Genomic DNA, 22464 nt, shown 5'->3' on the forward strand with positions numbered 1-22464 from the left:
TGCGCAAGCCGATCCATACAGACACAAAGGCCGGGTCCGCGAGGGTCCGGCCTTGGCATATCAGGGGCAGGTCATGAGCTTTCTAGGGGTTGAACAATCGTTGTCCGGGCGGCGCTGGGTCGGCCCCTCGGCGGATGTGGAACGCGCAACCGAGATGCTGGTGCAACAGGCAAGCCTGCCGCGCGCGGTCTGTCAGGTTCTGGCGCGGCGCGGCGTTCCGGCGATGGAAGCCCCGGGTTTTCTGGAGCCAAAGCTGAAAGAACTGCTGCCCGATCCGCGCGACATGAAGGATATGGAAACTGCAGCCACCCGGTTTCTGACGGCAGTGCGGGACAAGCAGCGGATTGCCGTTTTTGCGGATTATGATGTGGACGGCGGTAGCTCAGCCGCTTTGTTGCTGGTCTGGCTGCGGCAGATGGGGTTGCAGGCGACGTTATACGTGCCCGACCGAATTGATGAGGGGTACGGCCCCAACGTGCCCGCCATGCAGGACTTGGCCGCCCGGCACGACCTGATCATCTGTGTCGATTGCGGCACGCTCAGCCACGAGCCGATTGCGGCAGCCAAGGGTGCGGATGTGATCGTGCTGGATCACCATTTGGGCGGCGAAACCCTGCCCGAATGCGTGGCCGTGGTGAACCCGAACCGGCAGGATGAAAGCGGCGATCTGGGCTATCTGTGTGCGGCTGGCGTGGTGTTCTTGATGCTGGTCGAGGCCGGGCGGCAACTGCGTGAGGCCGGGGTTAAGGGACCGGACCTGATCTCACTGCTGGATCTGGTGGCGCTGGCGACCGTGGCGGATGTGGCCCCTTTGATCGGGGCGAACCGCGCATTGGTGCGGCAGGGGCTGAAAGTGATGGCCCAGCGGCAGCGGCCCGGTCTGGTGGCCTTGTCGGATGTGGCGCGGATGGATTCGGCCCCGAACAGCTATCATCTGGGGTTCCTGCTGGGCCCCCGCGTGAATGCAGGCGGGCGGATCGGTCAGGCCGATCTGGGGGCGCGATTGCTCAGCACCGATTCCGTGCACGAAGCCGAGGCCCTGTCGCAGCGGCTGGACGAATTGAACACCGAGCGCCGCGATATCGAAAGCGCCGTGCGTGCAGCCGCCATGGAACAGGCCGAGGAACGTGGGCTGGACGCCCCCCTTGTCTGGGCCGCCGGTGAGGGCTGGCATCCCGGCGTAGTCGGCATCGTCGCCTCGCGCCTGAAAGAAGCCGCAAACCGCCCCGCCATTGTGATCGGCTTTGACGGGGATGAGGGCAAGGGCTCGGGCCGGTCAGTGACAGGTGTCGATCTTGGGGCTTCGACCCAGCGTTTGGCTACCGAGGGGCTGCTGGTCAAAGGTGGCGGGCACAAGATGGCCGCCGGGCTGACAGTGATGCGCGATCAGCTGGAACCGGCCATGGCGCGGTTGTCGGACTTGTTGGCCAAACAAGGCGCGGGCGAAGGCGGTCCGGCGGATCTGAAACTCGACGGCACATTGATGCCGGGTGCGGCCACAGTGGACCTGATCGAACAGATCGAAAAAGCGGGGCCGTTCGGGGCCAGCGCCCCTGCCCCGCGCTATGCCCTGCCCGATCTACAGGTGCGTTTTGCCAAACGTGTGGGCGAATCTCATTTGAAACTGTCCCTGTCCGATGGCGTGGGCGGCGGTCTGGACGCCATCGCCTTCGGTGCGTTCGACGGACCAATGGGCGAAAAGCTGTCCAATCACGGCGGCGCGCGGTTCCATTTCGCCGGTCGGCTCGAGGTCAATACATGGGGCGGACGGCAATCCGTGCAGCTTCGGCTGGAAGATGCCGCCGAGGCAAATTGAACCCGCGACCGGCCCCGGCAAAAAACTTGTCCCTCCCTGCATTTTTCGGCTTGCGGGGGTGGTAGGTAAACCGTAAAAGGCCCTCCACAAGCCAGCGTGGCCCGTTCGTCTATCGGTTAGGACGCCAGGTTTTCAACCTGGAAAGAGGGGTTCGATTCCCCTACGGGCTACCACTTGTGCTTGTTTTGCCTAAATGGCCCGTTCGTCTATCGGTTAGGACGCCAGGTTTTCAACCTGGAAAGAGGGGTTCGATTCCCCTACGGGCTACCATTTCCTTACACTCCGAATTTCTCGCGGCACAGGTCTTCGATCTGCCCCCACGTGGTTTTGAATTCTGGCGTGTTTTCCGCCGCATAGTGGAAGTTTTTCATCAACCCTGTCAGCTGCGTGAAGACCCGCCGCACCTCGGCCTTATCTTTGAATTCGGCGGTGGATTGGGTCACGCCATAGACAAGCTTGAAAGTCATCTTCTGCCGCTCCAGCGGGACGGTCGCGTCCACCTGATCGAATGCGTCTTGCTGCAGATAGACCATATCCACAAACAGTCCCTTTTGCTGGGTGACGAAGTCCTCGATGGTGACGCCCTCTTCGCCCGTCACCTGCATCATCTGGTCGACCTGTTCGCCTTTTTCGATCAGCGCCAGCAGATCGCGAACCTTGCCGGTCCAACCGGCCTCGGCGTTCTTGTCATACCAGTCAGACAGCTGATCCAGATAGCGCGACCAGCTGAGCATAGGGTCCACCGCCGGGTAGAATCGCTTGTAGGCACGCTCGGATGATAGGCCGAGGAAACACTTGACCGTAGACAGGGTCGACTGCGTGACCGGTTCGTCAAAGTTGCCCCCGGCGGGGGACACGGTGCCGATCAGCGTCAGGCTGCCCAACGCGCCGTCATTGGTCTTCATCGCGCCCGCGCGTTCGTACAGCCCCTTGATCGAGCTTTCCAGATAGGCGGGGAAGCCCTCCTCACCCGGAATTTCCTCCAGCTTGCCCGAGGTCTCGCGCATGGCCTGCGCCCAGCGGCTGGTGCTGTCGGCAATCAGCAACACGTCATAGCCCATCTGGCGATAATATTCTCCCAGCGTGATGCCGGTAAAGATCGACGCCTCGCGCGCAGCAACCGGCATGGACGAAGTGTTGCAGATGATGATCGTCCGGTCCATCAGGCTGCCGCCCGAACTCGGGTCAGTCATCTTGGGGAATTCAGCAATGGTTTCCACGACCTCGCCCGCGCGCTCGCCGCAGGCTACGACGATCACGATATCGACCTTCGAGTTCCGCGCGATCAGGTTCTGCAAGACCGTCTTACCTGCACCGAACGGGCCGGGAATACAGGCCGTCCCTCCGCGGGCGATGGGAAAGAAAGTGTCGATCAGGCGTTGCGAGGTCAGAACCGGTTCGGTCGGATAGAGACGTTCAGACAAGGCGCGTTTCAGGATGCTTTCTGGTAGCGCCCGCCGGACAGGCCATTTCTGCGACAATGTCAGTGTGTGTTCGCCGCCCTGCTCATCTTCAAGCCGGGCCACGATGTCGTGGATCGTGGCAGCCCCTTTTTGGACCCAGACGACCTTGTAATCGCCCACCCAGTTAAACGGCAGCATGATCTTATGCTCGAAGCGCCCCTCGGGCACCGTGCCGATGCTGTCGCCCGCTGTCACCGTGTCGCCCACCTTGACCGAAGGTGTAAACGACCATTTCGCCAGCGTATCCAGCGGGGCCACGTCCGCGCCGCGCGGCAGGAAAGTGCCAAACTCAGCGGCGACCTTGGGCAAGGGCGATTGCAGCCCGTCAAACACCTGACCCAGCAGACCTGGCCCCAGTTCAACCGACAACAGCTGGCCAGATTGCTCCACCGGGTCGCCCACGGCCACGCCGTCGGTGCTTTCATAGACCTGCACATCCGCTGTATCCCCGCGCACGCGCAACACTTCGGCTTTCAATCGCTCCTGACGACCACCGGGGCCGGGGCGCGTGGGCAGGATGAAGACCACCTCGTTCTTAACCAATTGCCCCGGCGCGCCCGAGGCATCTGCGTTGGCCTGAATTTGCACCAGCCCCTCTTGCACCGAGACAACGCGGGCAGTGGCGGTTTGGGTGACGGGGGTTGGGGCGGTCATGCGGAGGCTCCCTCAAAGTCGATATCGGCGATGTCGGCCATGGCCTGTTGCGCCAGTTTCTCAAATCGCGTGGCCGCGTCCTGCGCATTGCTTTGCGCCCAGCGGTCGAAAATATTCCAGATCAGCACGTAAATCGCCACAGCCTCGAAATCGAACAGATGGCGGGCGGCGTGGCGTTTGAGCTGCTTGTGACTGACCGACAGCAGAAGCCGTTCCAGACCCAGCGGGTCTTCGGCCTCCAGCAGTTGATGCGCTTCCTTGAGCCACGGCATCGAGGTCTCAAGCTTAAAGGTCGGATCGCCCCAATTGGCTGGGATGTGGCGGGCCCAGCGGCCCATGCCAAAGGTTCCGGTGGGCGGGCTGCCGCCCTGTTTGCGAAGCCGCAACGCGGCCACGGCGGTGCGCAAATCCATCCGCTCCAGAAACAGCTTCTGCAAAGTCGGCTGCAGAATATCAGCAAGCGCGGCCTTGCACCGTTCGACGGCCTGCACGTCTGTCACGTCCATATCGTAGTCGCCCCAGTTCAGCGCGTGTTCCAACACATGCAGCACCCGCGCATCCTCGGGTGTCAGCGCACGCAACCGCCGGTCCAGCCGCAGCCGCGAGATCGGCGGCTGTTTGGCGACAAACAACCGCTCCGAGCCCGGCAGGCTGCTGATCAGCGCGATATAGGCGTCGGGGTCCGACATATCAGCGGATCACCCCTTCCAGCACGGCGCGGAACCGGGGTTGCAGATGCTCCATTAGCAAGGAGGCAACAGCCTTGTCGGTCAGGTCCAGCACCACGCCCTGATCCTCGGCGCGCACCCGGATACCATCCTGCGTGCTGTCTGCAGCGTGCAGTTCCACCTGTTCGCGTAGCATGTCGGCAGTCAGGCCCATCACGTATTTCGTCAGCTTGCCCGACTGGATATCGTCGGCGTTTTGCTTGATATCTTCCTGCGTGGCGACCTTGGCGGGCAGGATCAACTGCACCTTGCCATCCAGATTGACCCCTTCGGCGGCACGCCCGACGACCTCAAGGATCATCTGTTTCAACATCTCGGGGTCGGCCATTTCCTTGGTGACAAGGCGTTCGACATCTTCGCGGAACCGGTCCGTCAGGCCCGCCTTCATGGTCAGCACCGCATCACGCATGGCGGTGTTCAGCGCCTCTTCCCCGGCGGCGCGGTAATTGTCAGATTCGGTGCGGGCGTTTTTCTGATACTCATCCGCTTCGCGCTTTGCATCGGCCAGAATCTTCGCCGCTTCGGCCTTGGCCTCAGAACGCAGCTTGTCCGCATCCGCCTGCCCCGCCGCCACGCCATCGCTGCGCAGCTTGTCGATCAGCGCATCGACCCCGTGCGAGATCATCCCGTCCTGTGCCATCAGCTGATCCCCGCGCTAATGACTAGGGCAAAGACGAAAGCAAAAACGCCGAACCCTTCGATGATCGCGGCAGGGGCCAGCGACAGGCCGAAGATTTCCGGTTTCTCCTTGGTGGCGTTGATCGCCGCCGCACAGGCGCGACCCTGCCAGATGCCGCAATACATCAGCGCAATCCCCGACAGGATGCCGATGCCGAACAGCCCGCCCGCGTTGTCCGGGGTCACATCGCGGTTCAGCGTGAACATGATCACGATGCCATAGATCACCATGGTCGACGGAAAGGCCGAGACGCCAATAAACCGGCCATAACCGCCTTCGGTCTCGGTCATCGCGCCAATGCTGGCCATGCCCGCGATTGAGCAACCAATGGCGCTGGACGCCGCCCCCAAAGCCATAGGCGCGTAGATTCCCAGCCAACCCAATGTCAGTACAAGCTCATTCATTCCTGAACCTCCTTGCGGGCGAACGGGCGAAAGACGATGCCTTCATCCGGCAGACCCCATTTAAAGAATTCGATGTAATTCAGACGTAACCCGTGGACGACGCCACTCATCATCGCGAGGGCGAAATTGAGGAGATGCCCGGCGATCAGGATCAGCAGCCCGAACAGGATGCCCGGCCCTTTCATCGCATGCATCACCGACACGGCCAGATCGTTGAACGTGATCGCCAGCGAGGCCGAGGCCAGACCAAGCGCGAACAGGCGCATATAGCTCAGCACATCGCCAAAGGCTCCCATCGCACCCGCCAGCCCCTGCAGCCCTTCGATCAGACGCCACAGCCAGTCGGTTGGTTTGGTGATCTGACGCTCGCTGGTAAACAGCAGGATCGCCAGAAGGCCTGCGATCATCAGAACCGCTCCGGGCAGGGTCACGCCTGCGTTCATGTAGGCCAGCCACAAGACAAATCCGCCGATCAGAACGGCGATCCAGCCCAAATTGGCAACCGCCCTGCGCCGTCCCCACGCCGCCCGAGCGGCCAATGCGTTGGCCAGCACCAGATGGAACACCCCCACCACGATCGAGATCATCATCATCGCGTTGAAATTGTTCAGATCCAGTATCTTGAGCCGCGCCCAGATCGACCCCTCCGCCGGGGACGCGCCGAAATAGCTGCCGACCATGACCCCATAAATCACCGTCGCGACCGCGATGATCACACCATAGAGCCGCCACGACCGCTGCGCCGGGGTCTTGTCCATCTTTTTCCAGAAGGCCAGCAGGCCCAGCAGGATCACCGCGCCATAACCCGCATCCGCCACGATCATCGCAAAGAAGATCGCAAACGAGGCCGCAACGATGATGCTGGGGTCCCAATCCCTGTAGCCCGGTATCTGGTAGAACAGCGCCAGATCGACGGCTGCGCTGCGGTTCTCGGGCTGCTCCAGTAACGTCGGAGGGGCATCATCCGGCCCCGGCTCCTCGATCAGAACAGCACCGTCTCGCGCCTGCGCCATCTCAAGCACCGCATCCACACGATCTTCGGGCACCCAGCCCTGCAGGGCAAACATCGGGCCCTCGTCGCGGATCTTCTGCGTGGCGTGGGCCAGTTCCGCCGCGCTTTCCGCCGCCGACAGGTTGCGGCGCATCAGGGTCAGGTATCGGGTTTGGGCGATGCGTTCCGCCTCAAGCGCCTCAATGGCGATCTCGGCCTCTTCCAGCTGCGCCTCAAGCTCATGTATCGGCAGCGATCCGGTATGGGTGCGCGGCACTGGCAGAATATCGTCGCCCGGATCGTCGGGCGCGATCAGCACGGCATAGATATAGCGGTGATCCTGTTCCAGAATGGCCCAGGGCAGTTTGACCTCGGACAACGCCTCGCGGTGTTTCACCGGCAGTTGGTAGAACCACAGCCGATTGCCCGCCAGCACGTCATTGGGCGGAAAATCCAGATCGCCCCACGGGCGCACCTGTGCAATCCGGTGTGCCAGAAAATCCCGCCGATCCGTCGCTTCGCGCGTGCGCTGCATCAAGTCCAGCACGTCGTGCACGAACTGGTCCATATCGAACGCGGGATCGCGCTGTATCTGGCGGCGCGGGTCGGCCACATCGGTCAAAAAGCGCAGCGCCTTATAGGCATCATGCGCACCACGTTCGCTGATCTTTTCGGGCTCGGCAGGCGGAGGCGCCAGCGGCAGTACATGCATACAGCCCAGCTCCTGCAACGCCTTGAGCGTGTCGCCCTTTAGTGCGGCAGGTCCGACGAGGGACAGTTTCTTCAGCCGCGCGACGCTCATGTCAGCGCCTCCTGCGCATGTTTGCGCTTGGAGATTTTCGAACGCACAACCGATTGCATCTGTTCATCGCTCAGATAGATGCGGATTTTCTTGATATTGGCCTTCGCGCGCGGGATCAGAACCTTTTCGAACAGGTTCACCCGCTGCGTGATCGTGGCGACGGCCTTGTCAAAAATACGTACCCGTTCCTCGGCGACCGTCACACGCAGACGTGCCTCAATCATGTCATGCAACAGGCTGGCGGCGGCATCGACCCAATGGGGTTTGGCCAAAAGCGAATAGGGCCGCACCGCAACCTCGATCCGGTCCAGATCGGGCATCTTGACGCCGACCACGTTGACCTCTTTCAACTGGCAATCCTTCAGCTGAACCAGCCCGTCCAGATCGACCCCCTGCTGCGCCAGCATCGGCAGCTTTTCCCCGACCTGCTGCGCCAGATCATGCACCTCTTGCTGCAGTCGCTGCACATCTTCGCGGGCCTTGGCACGTTCCGCCATCAATTGCTGGCGCTTGAGGCCCAGCGACGGCAGAAACCGCTCATAGCTTTTCAGCTGAGACTGCTGGCGCGCCAGCGACGATTTATTCAGCTGCAACCGCGCCATCGGTATCCTTTGGGAAATACTTGTCGACCAAAGCCTGCTTCATCAGCAACTGTTCAGGCTGGAAACACTCGGCCAGCGTCTTCCACCCCAGATCCAGTGCGTCCTCAAGCGGGATCGACACGTTGATATCCATGAATCGCGCCCTGAACAGCGCGCCGAACTTCAGCAACTGGTGATCGTAATCCGACAGGTCAAAGGCCATCGCCTGTTTCTGCGCCGCATCGCGGCTTTCGGAGTAAAACCGGATCATCGTGTTCATGATCTGCCCGTGATCCTCGCGCGTGGTCTTACCGATCACGTTCTGCTTGAGGCGTGACAGGCTGCCGAACGGGTCAATCACCCCGGAATGCAGATAAAACTGCCCCTCGGTGATATAGCCCGTGTTGTCAGGCACCGGGTGGGTCACATCATTGCCGGGCATCGTCGTCACGGTCAGCACCGTGACCGAACCGCCCTTGGCGTAATCACACGCCTTCTCATACCGCCGCGCCAGCTGGGAATAGAGATCGCCCATATAGCCGCGCTGCGAGGGCACGCGTTCCTGACTGATCCCCACCTCCTTCATCGCATCAGCATAGGCGGTCATGTCGGTCAGAAGAACCAGCACCCGCTTGCCTTCCTCAACCGCGAATTTCTCGGCCACCGCCAGCGCCATATCCGGCACCAGTAGCCGTTCCACCAGCGGGTCCATCGCCTGATTGACGAACATCACCGTACGCGAGAACACGCCAGCATCCTCGAACGACGTCCGGAACGTGTGATAGTCGTCAAAGATCAGCCCCAGTCCGCCAAAGACCACGATATCGGCATCCGCCTGAATGCCGATCCGGCTGAGAAAGGCATTGAACGGCTCGCCCGAGACCGAAAAGATCGGGATTTTCTGGCTTTCCACCAGCGTGTTAAACACGTCGATCATCGGCACATCGGTGCGGATCATCTTGTTGGGCACGGCCCGCTCCGAGGGGTTCACCGTCGGCCCACCAATCTCGATCCGCGGCTCGGACGAAAGGTCCGGCCCACCGTCGATTGCCACCCCTGCCCCGTCAAAAACACGGCCCAGAATATTCGCCGAATACGGCGTCTGCATCGGGTGACCCAGAAAGGTTGCCGTCGCTTCGGTCGAGATACCCTTGGTGCCCGAGAACACCTGCAGCGTAACCACATCCCGGTCGATGAAAATCGCTTGAGCCAGCGTCTTGTGGCCATCAACCGTTTCGATCACGGCCAGATCGTTGAACCGCACAACGGCGTCAGCCGACCCGTCCAGCGGCACCCGAACCTTGATGGTGTCACCGACAATTTCCAGAACGCGTGTGTACTTCAAAAGACTTTGGGACATGAAACATCCTCAGTCATCAAAATGAAATTTGTCGCCCGGGCGCGCGCCGCTTCAGGGCTTGTACGTGGAAGCAGCTTACTAAGAATCAACAACTTGGCAAGGATAGATGCCGATCAACGAATGAGTTGCCCGACAAGACGCGCGAATCCGTCCGTCAAAGACCCTGCATCACCAAAAAGCGCATGTTTTTAGGGCTGTAAGGTGACCAATCCCAATTACTAAAAATTTAGTTTGACACGTATGCAAAAAATCGCTGATGCTGTTCGTCATCCGGTCCGCACCGGATCACATAATCTTTGGGAGGAGACAGATGCGGAGACATCTACTTTGCGCAGTGGCGGCGGCGGCCGTCATTGCGGGCCACGGCTCTGCTTGGGCCGACGAAGCCGCAGCAACACGTTGGATCGACGACGAATTCCAGCCATCGACCCTGTCGAAAGACGAACAGATGGGCGAGATGAAGTGGTTCATCGAAGCTGCACAACCCTATGCCGGGATGGAAATCAACGTTCTGTCCGAAGGCATCCCCACGCACTCGTATGAATCCGAGGTTCTGACCAAGGCATTCGAGGAAATCACCGGTATCAAGGTCAACCACCAGATCCTGGGCGAAGGCGAAGTGGTTCAAGCTGTTCAGACCCAGATGCAGACCGGCCGGAACCTGTACGATGGCTATGTCAACGACAGTGACCTGATCGGCACGCACTCGCGCCTGCAACTGGCCTATAACCTGACCGAACAGATGGCAGGTGACTGGGCGGCGACCACATCGCCGACGCTGGATCTGGATGACTTCATGGGCATTCAGTTCACCACTGGCCCGGACGGTAACCTGTATCAGCTGCCCGACCAACAGTTCGCGAACCTCTACTGGTTCCGCAAGGACTGGTTCGATGATGAGGCCAATAAGGCTGCGTTCAAAGAGAAGTATGGCTATGATCTGGGTGTTCCGGTCAACTGGTCGGCCTATGAGGACATCGCCGAATTCTTCACCAATGACGTGAAAGAAGTTGATGGTGTAGCGATCTACGGCCACATGGATTACGGCAAGCGCGCGCCGGATCTTGGCTGGCGTATGACGGACGCGTGGCTCTCGATGGCCGGTGCCGGTGACGTGGGCGAGCCGAACGGTGTTCCGGTCGACGAATGGGGCATCCGCATGGAAGCGGGCACCTGTAACCCGGTCGGCGCGTCTGTGTCGCGCGGTGGTGCGGCCAACGGCCCGGCTGCGGTTTATGCGATCCGCAAATGGGACGAATGGCTGCGGAACTATGCGCCTCCGGGTTCCGCGTCTTATGACTTCTACCAGTCACTGCCGGCGCTCAGCCAAGGCAACGTGGCCCAGCAGATTTTCTGGTACACCGCCTTTACCGCCGACATGGTCAAGCCGAAGTCCGAAGGCAACAACACCGTGGATGACGAAGGCACGCCGCTGTGGCGGATGGCGCCCAGCCCGCATGGCCCCTACTGGGAAGAAGGTCAGAAGGTTGGTTATCAGGACGTGGGTTCCTGGACGTTCCTCAAATCGACCCCCTCGGATCGTGCCCAGGCCGCGTGGCTGTACGCTCAGTTCGTGACGTCCAAGACTGTTGATGTGAAGAAGTCCCACGTGGGTCTGACCTTCATCCGCGACAGCTCGGTCAATCACGAGTCCTTCACCGAACGCGCACCCAAGCTGGGTGGTCTGGTCGAGTTCTACCGCTCGCCTGATCGTGTGGCATGGTCGCCGACCGGCATCAATGTTCCGGACTATCCGAAGCTGGCCCAGATCTGGTGGCAGCAGATCGGTGACGTGAACTCGGGCGCCTTCACCCCGCAAGAGGCGATGGATCGTCTGGCCGAGGAAATGGACATCACCATGGCCCGAATGCAGGCCGCCGATGAGGCCGCCAACGTCTATGGCGGCTGTGGCCCGCGCCTGAACGAGCCGCAGGACCCTGCCTTCTGGCTGGAAAAAGCCGGTTCGCCTAAGGCCAAGTTGGACAACGAAAAGCCGCAGGGCCAGACCGTCAACTATGACGAGCTGGTTGCGCGCTGGCAGGCCAACTAAGCCAATGCAACCGGGGGTGCCGTGCGCGGCATCCCCACCCCACGACCAGTGCGCCGCACTGAAGGACCGGAACCCACGGACATGATCGAACTTCAAGACGCCACCAAGCGGGTTGGCAACGTTATTCATATCAAGCCTACCAACCTGAAGCTGCAGACAGGCCATTTCAATGTGCTGCTGGGCGCTACGGGATCGGGCAAGACCTCTCTGATCAAGATGATGGCCGGGCTGGATCCGATGGCCTCGGGCAAAGTGCTGATGGATGGGCAGGACGTGACCCGGCTGAACACGCAAAAGCGGCAGATCAGCCTGGTGCACCAGTTCTTTGTTAACTACCCGCATATGACTGTTTTCGACAATATCGCCTCGCCCCTGCGCGTGGCGGGCATGGCGAAATCCGAGATCGAAGGCCGCGTGGAAGAGGCCGCCGACCTGCTGCAGTTGCGCCCCATGCTGCACCGCCGCCCGCATGAGCTGTCGGGCGGGCAACAACAACGCACCGCGCTGGCCCGGGCGATTGCCAAGGAAAGCCGCGCGGTGTTCCTGGATGAACCGCTGGCAAACCTCGATTACAAACTGCGCGAAGAACTGCGCGAGCAACTGCCCGATCTGTTCGCGGGGCGCGGGGCCGTCGTGGTCTATGCGACTTCGGAACCCGAAGAGGCGCTGCTGCTGGGTGGCTACACTGCCCTGATGGAGGACGGCCGCGTCACACAGTTCGGCCCCACAGCAGATATCTATCGCAATCCTGAAAACATCGCCGCCGCGCGTGTGTTCTCGGACCCGCCGATCAACGTGGCCCACATCACCGTGTCCGGCGCTCAAGCGCAACTGGCAGGTGGCGGAGGCTGGGCCGTCTCGGACATGGCCGATGGAGACTACATGGTCGCCGTGCGCCCGCACCGGGTGACGCCGTTCCGCACATCGGATGCGGATGTTGAACTGACGGGCCGGGTCATTGTGACCGAGCTGTCGGGATCAGATTCCAGCGCGCATTTCCGCCATGGATCGGATGATTGGGTTTCGCTGGCGGCGGGGGTGCATCCCTACCAAGTTGGCGAAGATCACAGTTTCTACATGAACCCGGCGCATTGCCGGTATTTCGGCCAAGACGGCAAAAGGGTGGCCTGACATGGCACAGATCAAACTTTCGAACCTGCGACACAGCTATATGCCCTCGCCGAAAGGCCCCGAAGATTATGCGCTGAAGGAAATCGACGTCACATGGCGTGATGGTGGAGCCTATGCACTACTGGGGCCGTCGGGCTGCGGCAAGTCCACCTTGCTCAACATCATCTCGGGCCTGCTGACCCCGTCCGAGGGGCAGATTCTGTTCGACGGTCAGGACGTGACCGCCCTGCCCCCCGACCAGCGCAACATCGCGCAGGTGTTCCAGTTCCCGGTGATCTACGACACGATGACTGTGGGCGAAAACCTGGCTTTTCCGCTGAAAAACCGGGGGGTTGACCCGGCAACGATCAAACGCCGCGTCGATGAGATCGCCGAAATGCTGGATGTCACGGATATGCTGAGCACCGGCGCCAGCGGGCTCAGCCCGGACAACAAACAGAAAATATCAATGGGACGCGGGCTAGTGCGCGATGACGTGAACGCAGTGATGTTTGACGAACCGCTGACCGTGATCGACCCGCATCTGAAATGGAAGTTGCGTTCCAAGCTGAAAGAGCTGCACCAGCGCGTCAAAGCCACGATGATTTACGTGACCCACGACCAGACTGAGGCGCTGACCTTCGCCGATGAGGTCGTGGTGATGCAGGATGGCGAAGTGGTGCAGATCGGTACGCCGGTTGAACTGTTCGAGCGTCCTCAGCACACATTTGTTGGCCACTTCATCGGCTCACCCGGCATGAATGTCCTGCCCTGCGAAGCCAAAGGCGACCGCGCGGTGTTCGAAGGCCACGAGGTGATGCTGGAAGGCCCCACCCACGGCGACGGAGGCCGCACCGACTTGGGCATCCGCCCCGAATATGTGGGCTTTGGAGATACGGGCATCCCTGCGCATGTGACCAAGGTCTCGGATATTGGTCGCCACTATGTGGTCAGCGCCATGGTCGGAAATACCGCCCTGAAAGCCGTGACCGAACACAGTGTGCCCGAGCCCGGATCACAGGTCTTCCTGCAATTCAAACCTGAACAATCCCGCGTCTACCGTGACGGCTGGATCGCAACCGAGGAGCGCAGCTGATGAGAACGGAAAACCAAAAAGCGTGGTTCTTTGTCCTGCCGGTGCTGGCGCTGGTCGCGTTCAACGCGCTGGTGCCGATGATGACGGTGGTCAACTACTCGGTGCAGGAAACCTTTGGCAACAACCAGTTCTTCTGGGAAGGCCTTGGCTGGTTCGAGCAAATCCTGCGCTCGGATCGTTTTCAGGCCGCGCTGGGACGGCAGTTCCTGTTCACCTTCCTGATCCTGCTGATCGAGGTGCCTCTGGGCATTATCGTCGCCCTGTCTATGCCCCGCAAAGGGTTCTGGGTGCCGGTCTGTCTGGTGCTGATGGCCTTACCAATGCTGATCCCGTGGAATGTCGTGGGCTCGATGTGGAACATCTTCACCCTGCCGAAAATCGGCCTGTTGGGGTACTTTTTGAATGACGTTCTGGGCATCAACTACGACATGACGCAGCAGCCCCTGTCGGCCTGGATCACCGTCATCATCATGGATGTCTGGCACTGGACCTCGCTGGTTGTCCTGCTGTGCTATGCGGGCCTCGTGTCGATCCCCGATGCCTATTATCAAGCCGCCAAGATCGACGGAGCCAGCCCGTGGTCGGTGTTCCGCTATATCCAACTGCCGAAGATGAAAACCGTCCTGACCATCGCCGTTCTGCTGCGGTTCATGGACAGTTTCAACATCTATACCGAGCCCTTCGTTCTGACCGGCGGTGGCCCCGGTAACTCAACCACCCTTCTGTCGATCGACCTTGTGAAGATCGCGCTGGGACAGTTCGACCTTGGCCCTGCGGCCGCGATGAGCCTGATCTATTTCGCCATCACGCTGCTGGTCAGCTGGGTCTTCTACACTCTGATGACAAAGGATGACGCAGAATGAAAAAGCGCTCCATCATCCCGATTCTCTATATCGCGTTCCTGATGCTGCCGATCTATTGGCTGGTGGCGATGTCCTTCAAGACCACGAACGAAATTCTGTCGGGCTTTTCCCTGTTTCCCCAGACCTTCACGCTGGAGAATTACATCACCATCTTCACCGATCCGACATGGTATTGGGGCTATATCAACTCCATCATCTACGTGACGCTGAACACGGTGCTGTCGGTCTGTGTGGCGCTGCCTGCGGCCTATGCGTTCTCGCGCTATCGGTTTCTGGGCGACAAGCAGCTGTTCTTTTGGCTGCTGACCAACCGGATGGCCCCGGCGGCGGTGTTCGCGCTGCCGTTCTTTCAGCTCTATTCCTCGATCGGGCTGTTTGACACCCATCTGGCCGTGGCGCTGGCGCATACGCTGTTCAACGTCCCGCTGGCGGTGTGGATTCTGGAAGGCTTCATGCGCGGCATCCCCAAGGAACTGGACGAAACCGCTTATGTGGACGGCTATTCCTTCCCGCGTTTCTTCGTGACCATCTTCCTGCCCAACATCAAGGCGGGCGTCGGCGTGGCGGCGTTCTTCTGCTTCATGTTCTCGTGGGTGGAAATGCTGTTGGCCAAAACGCTCACAGCGGTCGAGGCGAAACCCATCGCCGCTGTAATGACCCGTACCGCCTCAAGCGCGGGGTACGAATTGGGCCTGCTGGCTGCGGCCGGTACGCTCACCATCATACCCGGTGCCATCGTCATCTGGTTTGTCCGTAACTACATCGCGCGTGGGTTCGCGATGGGCCGTGTGTGAGGTTCGATATGCGTAAACTACTTCTCACCCTTCCCTTTCTGCCGTCGATGGCGGCGGCCCAGCAGGCCGGTTGGGGCAGCGTTGGCCAGCAAGAGGAAAAAGGGTTTTCCTGGACCGATCCGCTGTGGCCCGATTTCTGGATGGCGTGGACGCCCGCGACGCTGGCGCTGTTCGTCGGCATCTTTTCGGCCATCGCGCTGATCGGCGTTCTGGAGGGGTTCAAGTTCCGCGACGGGATCGAACGGCGCGGCGTTCTGGGCCTGACCACCACGCTGGGCGACCGACTGTTCATCACCCTGTTGGGGTCCGCCTATATCTTCCTCGCGTGGCTTGGGATCGTGGGCCAGCCCGTCTGGACCCCGCTATTCCTGTCGATCGGCTGGGGCATCTTCGTCTTCTGGAAAGTTTGAGCTTTGCGAAACAGCGAAAGGATGCTTGTCTGTCAGGCATACTAAAAAATGCGACACGAAAGACCGATGCGAAAGAAAAAGACAACAAACCTTCTGACCGAGGTAGAGCTGGAGTTCATGAATGAGCTCTGGGCACTTGGTCAGGGCTCGGTCCGCGACGTGCTTGATCGTCTGCCACCAGAACGCAATCTGGCCTATACCTCTGGCGCAACCATCCTGCGGATTCTCGACGAGAAAGGCTTTGTCGAAAGCCGCAAGGACGGCAAGACGCTGATCTATACGCCGCTGCTGGAGAAAGACAAATATCAGGCACGGTCGTTGCAGAACCTCTCGCGTACATTGTTCGATGACACGCCTGCCTCTTTGGTGGCGCGTCTGGTGGACGATGCGGGCCTGAGCGAAGCCGATCTGGAGGATATTCGGGCACTGGTAGAGAGGAGACTGCAAAATGACAGCGGTTAAACCGGTTCTCGACGTATATCTGGAATTAAACATCGTGCTGTGTCTTGCGGCGCTAATTTGGATGGCAGCCCGGGTGGCTCTGACCAAAACTCCGATGCAATATGGATTTGTTGCGCAGTTGAGGGCGCTCAAAGCGTTGTGCCTGTGCGTTTTGATCAGCCCAGTGTTGGCTGTGGGCATAGGCGCGCTTGCGGCGCAAACGTCGTCTCACGGGACAGTCGCAATAGGCGACATCGCCGTAGCGGCCTACTTGCGCGGAGAAATCGCAATGCCTGCAACCCAGTTCGAAGCGCTTCTGAACACGCGTGAACGCTGGGTCGAAATATTGCTCTCGGGTGCCTATCCCTTGGCGTCTGCTGCTCTGTCCCTTTTGGCGGTTATGGCGGTTGTGTATCTATTGCGGGCCGTTCGCGACGGGATAGCGATCCGCCAAACTATTCAAAACAGCTTTCTTTGGCGTCGCTCGGCCAAAGTAGACATTCGTCTGTCGGACCGGATTACCGTGCCCTTTGCGGTTCGTGGCCTGTTCCGCCGTCATGTCGTTTTGCCCAGCCACCTGTTGGACACTCCGCGCGAGCTGCGATTTGCCCTTGCGCATGAGCTGCAGCACGTGCGCGCCGGAGATGTGGAATGGGAATTGGGTTTTGAACTGCTTCGCCCCCTGCTGTTCTGGAACCCGGCGTATATTGCGCTGAAATATCAATTCGACCGCTTGCGCGAACTGGCTTGTGACCAGTCGGTGGTTTCCCGCAGGGGTATCGACGCGCGCGACTATACGAACTGCCTGCTGGACTATTGCGCCAAAACGATCAGCCGCGGCAGCCCGCGTGTTCTGAACGTCGCGCTTGTGACCGGTGGAAAAGCCAAGCGAGTCCTGCGCCAACGTGTATTGGCCCTGACTGAGGCCCCGTCGGTGCAATCCACTGCACCGGTCGTTTTCCTTGTCCTAACGCTGACATTCGCCGCCGTTCTGGGCTTGGGCGCTGCTTCTGTCCAGCAGACCGAAGACTGGAGCCACGACCGGCTTATGCTGTCCACGGTCGTCAATCTGGAGCGTCTTGAGGCCCGCAACGCTGGCAACTGATCCGGGGGGCTACCACCCCCGGCGGCCAAACAGGGCCTGCAGGCGGTTCTGCCCTGCAAATGGATCAACACGCTGTGGCGCTTTCAGGCCGGACACAACGCGGCGCACAAGCACCCAACAGACCAAAGCGAATATGACCCCACCAAAGGCTTGGCCCAACAACACTCCCGGTGCTCCGGCAAAATATGCGCCCGCGACTGCAAACGGCCACGTCCCCAGTGTATGCCGTCCCCAATTCACCCAAGTGGAATAAATGGGGTGCCCCAGATTGTTAAAGCTGGCATTTGCGACAAAGATCACGCCGTTGAAAAACGACGCCAGCGCCAACGGCCCACAAAACAAGTAGATCAAAGACCGCGTCTCTTCTTGCGCTTGAAACAGATCGGCGATGGGCGCGCGCAGCACGAACAAAACTACGGCCATCAACAGGACGTAGACGCCGGTAAATTTGACCCCCGCCAGAAAAGTTTCCTTGACGCGATCGTACTGCCCGGCCCCGAAATTCTGACCGACGATTGGACCAATGGCCCCCGACAACGCAAACACGACTGAAAACGCAACCGGCATCAGCCGCGCGATGATTGCCATGCCCGCCACGGCATCTGTTCCGAATTGAGCGACTTCGCGTATGACAATGGCGTTGCCCACCGGTGTTGCGATATTGGTCAGCACCGCAGGAACGGCGATACCGCGCACCGCCTGGAAATCCTGGGCGACTTGCCGCATCGAAGGTCGCGCAAAAGCGCGGTGTACCCTGATCGCCGGCCCAAGCGCAAAAACCAACATACAGAGACGGGCGATCACCGAGGCAATAGCCGCACCGTCCAGTCCCAACCCGACAGCAAAGATCAGAATCGGATCCAGCACGGCATTTGCTACTCCGCCATAAATCGTCGCCATCATGGAACGACGCGCATCTCCATGGGCACGCAGAACAGCCATACCCGCCATGGCCAAAGCCATGACCCACATCGTTGGCAAAATTATCGAAACATAGCGTGCAGCCAGCCGTAGGACCTCGCCCTCTGCCCCCAGCAGTGAGAGGAAAAAGCTGAGATTGAACAGGACAATCCCGGATACCAGAATCCCGAACACGACCCCCAGCATGGCGACGCTGGTGGCGTAATGGCGGGCACGATCGCCCCGCCCGCCACCAAGTTCGCGAGCGACAAGCGCCCCGGCCGCGATGGACAGGCCCACGTTTACGGAATTGGTGAAGAACAACAGCGTTCCCGCATATCCCACCGCCGCAGCCAACGCATCATTCCCGAGCATCGCGATGAAAACCATATCCACAAAATCGACAGCGAAAATGGCCATCAAGCCAATACTTGTGGTCAAGGACATGCGTGTCACATGCCGCATGAGGCTGCCTGTCAAAAAGACCGCCCTACCGGACGCTTGATTTGCCATTGGATTTCCCGCCCCCATTTGTTGTCTTACAGAGACAACGCACAACCGATCTGAGCAACCCGAAATTGACCGTTGCATCGCTGAAAACAGTGCCCGTTAACTCCGTGCGATCAAATGGTCGGCCAGACGCAGCGATAATTGCACAATGGTGAAAGTGGGGTTCGCCTGTCCACATGTCGGAAATACACCAGAACCCGCGACGTAGAGATTAGTGGCCCCATGCACTTTGCAATCAGAATCCACGACCCCGGTTTCAGCCGTCGCAGACATCCGCGCCCCGCCCATGTGATGGTTTGAATAGCCCAGCCCGATCTCTTCAACTGGCGCTAAGTCCCAAAGCTCAGGCACCATCCGCATCCGCCCCAGTCCATTTCGGATCAGGAACTTAGCCGCCTCACCTGCCGAACCGCGCATGGTTTCGATATCTTTGTCAGTGAATTGCAGATCAAGCCCAACAACATTCAGCCCAAAGCGATCACGTTGTTCGGTCAGAACGATACGGCTGTCCATATTGGGCTGTTGTTCGCCCGTAACGAAACAATCACCCGTAAAGAAATAGTCCTGATCGTAGGTCAGCCCCTTGATGAACTCAGAATCCCCTACCAGCGCTTTGGCAATCGGACGCTGTTTCAGACGTTCCAGCCTGACGCTGGAATTCAACCAGCCATTTGCCATCATTGTCTCTTGGCTGGGACTTAACATCAGTTCCGGAACCGAGCGACGCAGAAGGCGTTCGAACTCCCATGACGCTGAATGAGAGTATAGGCGCTTGGTGATAAAGTAGGCACCAAACACGACAATCGGGTGCTCCATGAAACAGCGGCCGACCATGTCATTCTGATTGCCAAACCGGTTGTCTTCCTGCGCATTCAAATGCAGCAACATACGGCTGTTTTCAACGCCACCCATCGCCAGCACGAAGGTGTCTGCCTGAACCTTTCCTTCACCTTCGGCATAGTTACGAACATGTGCTTGGGTAACGTTGCCGCTGTCGCCATCAACTGTGAAGCCTACGACGTTGGCATTCAGGACCAGATCAATGTTCTCCGAAGTCTCCAGATCCGACAAGTATTTGGTTCCAAAGCGGGCTGCTTCGTCATCACGAACGTCATAAAATTCGCGATCCGAACTGAACCTTTGCTCGACGATGTCGATTTGTCCGGTTTCGTCGGCTGGTTTGCGAAGTCGAGGGCCGAATTTACCCGTGCCCAACATACGTTCTGCGCCCGACTGATAAGGCTGCAAGTCTTCGAAGCGGATGGGCCAACCACTCAGTGGCACATCTTCACGAGGCAAAAAGTCAAAGGGATCAAGCATAGGGCAACGGCCAAACCATGCAGACGTCGATCCACCCAAGGCCCGCATGCGGGTCGCGGAGAGCGATCGATACTCAACACCCAGATCCTGACCTTCGTAAAGGTCTTGCGACTCCGACTCGATGTCCCTGTCACCGGCCTCTAGTACAAGCACCCGTTTGCCCGCCTCGGCCATTTTGAACGCCAGCGACAAACCCGCAGGCCCCGAACCTATGACACAGCAATCATACGTCCCGTCCAGGCTTGGAATTTCAGAGCGCGCATCAAGGATCACGACACTTCCCCTACGCCGGGGTCACTTTCATCCAGCAACCATCCGTCGACCAGAGCCAGTCGCGGCTCTGGCACCTGTGGAAGGGGATTATCTTTAAGTTTCATCAAGCCGATCCGCGCGACTGGCACCACCGCAACTGCAGAAAGAAGCGTCGCAAGGACCCGCCGACGGCTGGAAAATACACTCATTTCAGTCACCGCAAACTAGAATACTCATTCACACTACGAAGACCGGACACGGGTAAAGAAAACACCCGAGGGCCATGTGTCATCGATGCTAGGCGGAACACGCTAGAATTTCAAATATTTCAATACTACGCCGGAGTGTTCAATTTCCCGGAGGGCGCGCATATCTGGCAAACCTGTCCTTGCATGCGCAAAAGTCGGAGGGTGTGCCTGTCGTTAAGACTGATTTCGGCGCACATCCGAAACCGACTTTTGCAACGCGACGATCAGTGCATCGCGTTCGAACGACAGGACTGAAGGCGGCTTTCCCCGTGTTTGCGCTTTTATGCCTGCGGTCAGCTCGCGCCTTACTTCATCTGTCAAATAGACCTGACCCAGATCATCCCACCACCCGTTGAAGGTCTGGGAAAAATGGTCGCAAAATGCATCCAACCCACCATCGCCTGCGCCAAGGTTGAACAGCATTGTCGGCCCCATCGCCGCCCATCGCAGGCCCGGCCCAGCCCAAACAGCTTTGTCCACATCCTCGACCGACGCGACGCCCGATATCACAAGATGGATAGCCTCGCGCCACAAAGCCGCCTGCAGGCGATTGGCGACGTGACCCGGGACTTCCTTGTTCAGACGAATGGTGGTCTTGCCCAAACTCTCGTAAAACCGCTGGGCGGTTTCGACCACGCCCGGTGTCGTCCTGTCATTTCCCAGCACCTCGACCAAGGGGATCAAGTGCGGAGGATTGAACGGATGCCCCAGAACAAACCGAGAGGGGTCTCTCCAGCCAGATTGCATCTGGCTTAACGTCAAACCGGACGCCGAGCTGGCAACGATTGCATGCGCGGACAGTGAAGGTTCAATACTGGCAAAGGTCGCGTGTTTGACCTCTAGCCTTTCGGGGACGTTTTCTTGAATAAAATCTGCGCCTTCAACGGCTGCTGCCGGGTCTGTGCAAAAGGTGATCGCGTCAGGCTCGCCGGTTTCGATCAAGCCAAGCGCAGCCAGCGTCGGCCACGCCTCTTCGATATAGGCGCGTACCTTGCTTTCGACATCCGGGGCGGGATCATAGATCGCGACCGAGCGGCCAGAGGCCAGAAAAAGCGCCGCCCAACTGGCACCGATGACGCCACCGCCAAGACAAGCCGTATGTTTAACATCCATCAAAACAGCCCCGGATTGAATGGGGAGGCAGCGGTCATGCCGCCGTCCACTGTGAACAATTGCCCTGTTGCGAACCCGGCCTCGTCCGAGGCCAGCCAAAGGGCCATGGATGCGATATCTTCTGGTTTGCCAAAACGGCGCATCGCGTGCCGGGTCAGCGCATCTTTTCGCGCGGCATCCGGATCGCCAGCCAAATCAAAACCAGCGTCGAGCATTCCTGTCTCAATCCACCCCGGGCAAATCGCATTACAACGAATGCGCGGGCCGTGATCCACAGCAATGGACCGGGTCAGCCCATGCACAAATGCCTTGGACGCATTGTACAGCGCCATAGACGGATCAGCGACATGGCCAGAGATAGAACCAATATTGATAATCGAACCGCCGTCGGGCATGCGGGGGATGTAAGCGCGGCAGAGATTGAACACGCCCCGGCAATTTGCCCCTATGACCGCCTCCCAATCCGCGTCCGTACTGTCCGCTACAGTCTTTTCCACCTGCACACCGGCATTATTGACCAGAATATCCGTACCGTCGGTTGTGTAGGCCAGTTCCGCAACCGCAGCAGCATCGGTTACGTCCAGCGTGTACCAGATCACGTCCTTGCCCAGATCTGTCGGACGGGAACCGCGACCACACGTGGTGACAGCTGCGCCTTCGCGTCCAAACGCGTCGACGATCCCGCGCCCGATACCCTGCCGACCGCCTGTCACCAGCGCTCTTTTACCAGCCAAACGCATCACTATTCTCCTGACCTGTTTTGCAAGGCGGCGT

21 protein-coding genes and 2 tRNA genes are annotated in these 22464 nt (G+C 59.5%); 11 read left to right on the forward strand and 12 right to left on the reverse strand.

What is annotated here, in order from left to right; genetic code table 11:
* The first annotated feature begins 73 nt into the window (after positions 1 to 73).
* The 3 genes from recJ to ACR3EG_RS13390 all read left to right on the forward strand — a co-directional run bounded on the left by recJ (position 74) and on the right by ACR3EG_RS13390 (position 2086).
* Positions 74 to 1816: a single-stranded-DNA-specific exonuclease RecJ gene (gene recJ, locus ACR3EG_RS13380; protein ID WP_480496400.1), complete on the forward strand. Its 1743-nt coding sequence runs from the start codon at positions 74 to 76 to the stop codon at positions 1814 to 1816.
* 98 nt (positions 1817 to 1914) lie between these two features.
* Positions 1915 to 1989 (forward strand) — tRNA-Glu (locus tag ACR3EG_RS13385).
* Positions 1990 to 2011: 22 nt separating this feature from the next.
* Positions 2012 to 2086 (forward strand) — tRNA-Glu (locus ACR3EG_RS13390).
* 5 nt (positions 2087 to 2091) lie between these two features.
* Here ACR3EG_RS13390 and ACR3EG_RS13395 read toward each other — a convergent pair.
* From ACR3EG_RS13395 to ACR3EG_RS13425, 7 genes are read right to left on the reverse strand one after another with little or no spacing between them, the layout of a single operon-like run.
* Positions 2092 to 3933 (reverse strand): V-type ATP synthase subunit A, encoded by a 1842-nt coding sequence (locus tag ACR3EG_RS13395; protein ID WP_480496402.1) that lies wholly within the window; start codon positions 3931 to 3933, stop codon positions 2092 to 2094.
* A complete protein-coding gene (locus ACR3EG_RS13400) occupies positions 3930 to 4622 on the reverse strand; it encodes a hypothetical protein (RefSeq protein ID WP_480496404.1) in 693 nt (230 codons plus the stop codon). Before ACR3EG_RS13400 ends, ACR3EG_RS13395 begins: the two co-directional genes overlap by 4 nt.
* 1 nt (position 4623) lies before the next feature.
* Complete coding sequence (locus tag ACR3EG_RS13405) at positions 4624 to 5301, reverse strand: hypothetical protein (RefSeq protein WP_480496406.1); 678 nt, start codon at positions 5299 to 5301, stop codon at positions 4624 to 4626.
* Positions 5301 to 5744, reverse strand: coding sequence for an ATP synthase subunit C (locus ACR3EG_RS13410; protein WP_480496408.1), 444 nt, complete (start codon positions 5742 to 5744; stop codon positions 5301 to 5303). The genes ACR3EG_RS13405 and ACR3EG_RS13410 overlap by 1 nt, the downstream gene beginning before the upstream one ends.
* Entirely contained in the window at positions 5741 to 7537 is a 1797-nt protein-coding gene (locus ACR3EG_RS13415; protein ID WP_480496410.1) for a V-type ATP synthase subunit I, read from the reverse strand. Before ACR3EG_RS13415 ends, ACR3EG_RS13410 begins: the two co-directional genes overlap by 4 nt.
* The gene (locus tag ACR3EG_RS13420) at positions 7534 to 8139 is read right to left on the reverse strand and encodes a V-type ATP synthase subunit D (protein ID WP_480496412.1); all 606 of its coding nucleotides are present in this window, start codon (positions 8137 to 8139) and stop codon (positions 7534 to 7536) included. The genes ACR3EG_RS13415 and ACR3EG_RS13420 overlap by 4 nt, the downstream gene beginning before the upstream one ends.
* Positions 8117 to 9478, reverse strand: a complete 1362-nt coding sequence (locus ACR3EG_RS13425) for a V-type ATP synthase subunit B (RefSeq protein ID WP_480496413.1) — start codon at positions 9476 to 9478, stop codon at positions 8117 to 8119. The genes ACR3EG_RS13420 and ACR3EG_RS13425 overlap by 23 nt, the downstream gene beginning before the upstream one ends.
* A 310-nt stretch (positions 9479 to 9788) precedes the next feature.
* Between ACR3EG_RS13425 and ACR3EG_RS13430 the strand changes: the two genes are divergently transcribed.
* The 8 genes from ACR3EG_RS13430 to ACR3EG_RS13465 all read left to right on the forward strand — a co-directional run bounded on the left by ACR3EG_RS13430 (position 9789) and on the right by ACR3EG_RS13465 (position 17347).
* Positions 9789 to 11528, forward strand: coding sequence for an ABC transporter substrate-binding protein (locus ACR3EG_RS13430; protein ID WP_480496415.1), 1740 nt, complete (start codon positions 9789 to 9791; stop codon positions 11526 to 11528).
* A gap of 81 nt (positions 11529 to 11609) precedes the next feature.
* On the forward strand, positions 11610 to 12659 hold the full coding sequence (locus ACR3EG_RS13435; protein ID WP_480496417.1) for an ABC transporter ATP-binding protein: 1050 nt from the start codon (positions 11610 to 11612) through the stop codon (positions 12657 to 12659).
* A 1-nt stretch (position 12660) separates the two neighbouring features.
* Entirely contained in the window at positions 12661 to 13734 is a 1074-nt protein-coding gene (locus ACR3EG_RS13440) for an ABC transporter ATP-binding protein (RefSeq protein ID WP_480496419.1), read from the forward strand.
* Positions 13734 to 14597: a carbohydrate ABC transporter permease gene (locus tag ACR3EG_RS13445; protein WP_170352714.1), complete on the forward strand. Its 864-nt coding sequence runs from the start codon at positions 13734 to 13736 to the stop codon at positions 14595 to 14597. The genes ACR3EG_RS13440 and ACR3EG_RS13445 overlap by 1 nt, the downstream gene beginning before the upstream one ends.
* Positions 14594 to 15391: a carbohydrate ABC transporter permease gene (locus ACR3EG_RS13450; protein ID WP_170352713.1), complete on the forward strand. Its 798-nt coding sequence runs from the start codon at positions 14594 to 14596 to the stop codon at positions 15389 to 15391. The genes ACR3EG_RS13445 and ACR3EG_RS13450 overlap by 4 nt, the downstream gene beginning before the upstream one ends.
* 8 nt (positions 15392 to 15399) lie before the next feature.
* Positions 15400 to 15801 carry a DUF2160 domain-containing protein gene (locus tag ACR3EG_RS13455; RefSeq protein WP_170352712.1) on the forward strand — a complete coding sequence of 134 codons (402 nt, stop codon included), beginning with the start codon at positions 15400 to 15402 and terminating at the stop codon, positions 15799 to 15801.
* A gap of 66 nt (positions 15802 to 15867) precedes the next feature.
* Positions 15868 to 16263, forward strand: coding sequence for a BlaI/MecI/CopY family transcriptional regulator (locus tag ACR3EG_RS13460; RefSeq protein ID WP_170352711.1), 396 nt, complete (start codon positions 15868 to 15870; stop codon positions 16261 to 16263).
* Entirely contained in the window at positions 16250 to 17347 is a 1098-nt protein-coding gene (locus tag ACR3EG_RS13465) for a M56 family metallopeptidase (RefSeq protein ID WP_480496422.1), read from the forward strand. Before ACR3EG_RS13460 ends, ACR3EG_RS13465 begins: the two co-directional genes overlap by 14 nt.
* A 9-nt stretch (positions 17348 to 17356) precedes the next feature.
* On the opposite strand, the gene ACR3EG_RS13470 is transcribed toward ACR3EG_RS13465, so the two are convergent.
* The 5 genes from ACR3EG_RS13470 to ACR3EG_RS13490 all read right to left on the reverse strand — a co-directional run bounded on the left by ACR3EG_RS13470 (position 17357) and on the right by ACR3EG_RS13490 (position 22430).
* Positions 17357 to 18694, reverse strand: a complete 1338-nt coding sequence (locus ACR3EG_RS13470; protein WP_480496424.1) for an MATE family efflux transporter — start codon at positions 18692 to 18694, stop codon at positions 17357 to 17359.
* Positions 18695 to 18856: 162 nt separating this feature from the next.
* Positions 18857 to 20350, reverse strand: a complete 1494-nt coding sequence (locus ACR3EG_RS13475; RefSeq protein WP_480496426.1) for a GMC oxidoreductase — start codon at positions 20348 to 20350, stop codon at positions 18857 to 18859.
* Positions 20347 to 20538 carry a hypothetical protein gene (locus ACR3EG_RS13480; protein WP_480496428.1) on the reverse strand — a complete coding sequence of 64 codons (192 nt, stop codon included), beginning with the start codon at positions 20536 to 20538 and terminating at the stop codon, positions 20347 to 20349. Before ACR3EG_RS13480 ends, ACR3EG_RS13475 begins: the two co-directional genes overlap by 4 nt.
* A gap of 213 nt (positions 20539 to 20751) precedes the next feature.
* Positions 20752 to 21690, reverse strand: a complete 939-nt coding sequence (locus ACR3EG_RS13485) for a 3-hydroxyacyl-CoA dehydrogenase family protein (RefSeq protein WP_480496430.1) — start codon at positions 21688 to 21690, stop codon at positions 20752 to 20754.
* Positions 21690 to 22430 (reverse strand): SDR family NAD(P)-dependent oxidoreductase, encoded by a 741-nt coding sequence (locus ACR3EG_RS13490; RefSeq protein ID WP_480496432.1) that lies wholly within the window; start codon positions 22428 to 22430, stop codon positions 21690 to 21692. The genes ACR3EG_RS13485 and ACR3EG_RS13490 overlap by 1 nt, the downstream gene beginning before the upstream one ends.
* Positions 22431 to 22464: the final 34 nt, after the last annotated feature.

The sequence above is a fragment of the Ruegeria sp. AM7 genome (assembly GCF_056535965.1).

What these genes read in the sequence shown, in the direction of transcription:
- recJ (WP_480496400.1), top strand. Translation starts at nt 74, where the DNA reads ATGAGCTTTCTAGGGGTTGAACAATCGTTGTCCGGGCGGCGCTGGGTC.
- ACR3EG_RS13395 (WP_480496402.1), bottom strand. Translation starts at nt 3,933, where the DNA reads ATGACCGCCCCAACCCCCGTCACCCAAACCGCCACTGCCCGCGTTGTC.
- ACR3EG_RS13400 (WP_480496404.1), bottom strand. Translation starts at nt 4,622, where the DNA reads ATGTCGGACCCCGACGCCTATATCGCGCTGATCAGCAGCCTGCCGGGC.
- ACR3EG_RS13405 (WP_480496406.1), bottom strand. Translation starts at nt 5,301, where the DNA reads ATGGCACAGGACGGGATGATCTCGCACGGGGTCGATGCGCTGATCGAC.
- ACR3EG_RS13410 (WP_480496408.1), bottom strand. Translation starts at nt 5,744, where the DNA reads ATGAATGAGCTTGTACTGACATTGGGTTGGCTGGGAATCTACGCGCCT.
- ACR3EG_RS13415 (WP_480496410.1), bottom strand. Translation starts at nt 7,537, where the DNA reads ATGAGCGTCGCGCGGCTGAAGAAACTGTCCCTCGTCGGACCTGCCGCA.
- ACR3EG_RS13420 (WP_480496412.1), bottom strand. Translation starts at nt 8,139, where the DNA reads ATGGCGCGGTTGCAGCTGAATAAATCGTCGCTGGCGCGCCAGCAGTCT.
- ACR3EG_RS13425 (WP_480496413.1), bottom strand. Translation starts at nt 9,478, where the DNA reads ATGTCCCAAAGTCTTTTGAAGTACACACGCGTTCTGGAAATTGTCGGT.
- ACR3EG_RS13430 (WP_480496415.1), top strand. Translation starts at nt 9,789, where the DNA reads ATGCGGAGACATCTACTTTGCGCAGTGGCGGCGGCGGCCGTCATTGCG.
- ACR3EG_RS13435 (WP_480496417.1), top strand. Translation starts at nt 11,610, where the DNA reads ATGATCGAACTTCAAGACGCCACCAAGCGGGTTGGCAACGTTATTCAT.
- ACR3EG_RS13440 (WP_480496419.1), top strand. Translation starts at nt 12,661, where the DNA reads ATGGCACAGATCAAACTTTCGAACCTGCGACACAGCTATATGCCCTCG.
- ACR3EG_RS13445 (WP_170352714.1), top strand. Translation starts at nt 13,734, where the DNA reads ATGAGAACGGAAAACCAAAAAGCGTGGTTCTTTGTCCTGCCGGTGCTG.
- ACR3EG_RS13450 (WP_170352713.1), top strand. Translation starts at nt 14,594, where the DNA reads ATGAAAAAGCGCTCCATCATCCCGATTCTCTATATCGCGTTCCTGATG.
- ACR3EG_RS13455 (WP_170352712.1), top strand. Translation starts at nt 15,400, where the DNA reads ATGCGTAAACTACTTCTCACCCTTCCCTTTCTGCCGTCGATGGCGGCG.
- ACR3EG_RS13460 (WP_170352711.1), top strand. Translation starts at nt 15,868, where the DNA reads ATGCGAAAGAAAAAGACAACAAACCTTCTGACCGAGGTAGAGCTGGAG.
- ACR3EG_RS13465 (WP_480496422.1), top strand. Translation starts at nt 16,250, where the DNA reads ATGACAGCGGTTAAACCGGTTCTCGACGTATATCTGGAATTAAACATC.
- ACR3EG_RS13470 (WP_480496424.1), bottom strand. Translation starts at nt 18,694, where the DNA reads ATGTCCTTGACCACAAGTATTGGCTTGATGGCCATTTTCGCTGTCGAT.
- ACR3EG_RS13480 (WP_480496428.1), bottom strand. Translation starts at nt 20,538, where the DNA reads ATGAGTGTATTTTCCAGCCGTCGGCGGGTCCTTGCGACGCTTCTTTCT.
- ACR3EG_RS13485 (WP_480496430.1), bottom strand. Translation starts at nt 21,690, where the DNA reads ATGGATGTTAAACATACGGCTTGTCTTGGCGGTGGCGTCATCGGTGCC.
- ACR3EG_RS13490 (WP_480496432.1), bottom strand. Translation starts at nt 22,430, where the DNA reads ATGCGTTTGGCTGGTAAAAGAGCGCTGGTGACAGGCGGTCGGCAGGGT.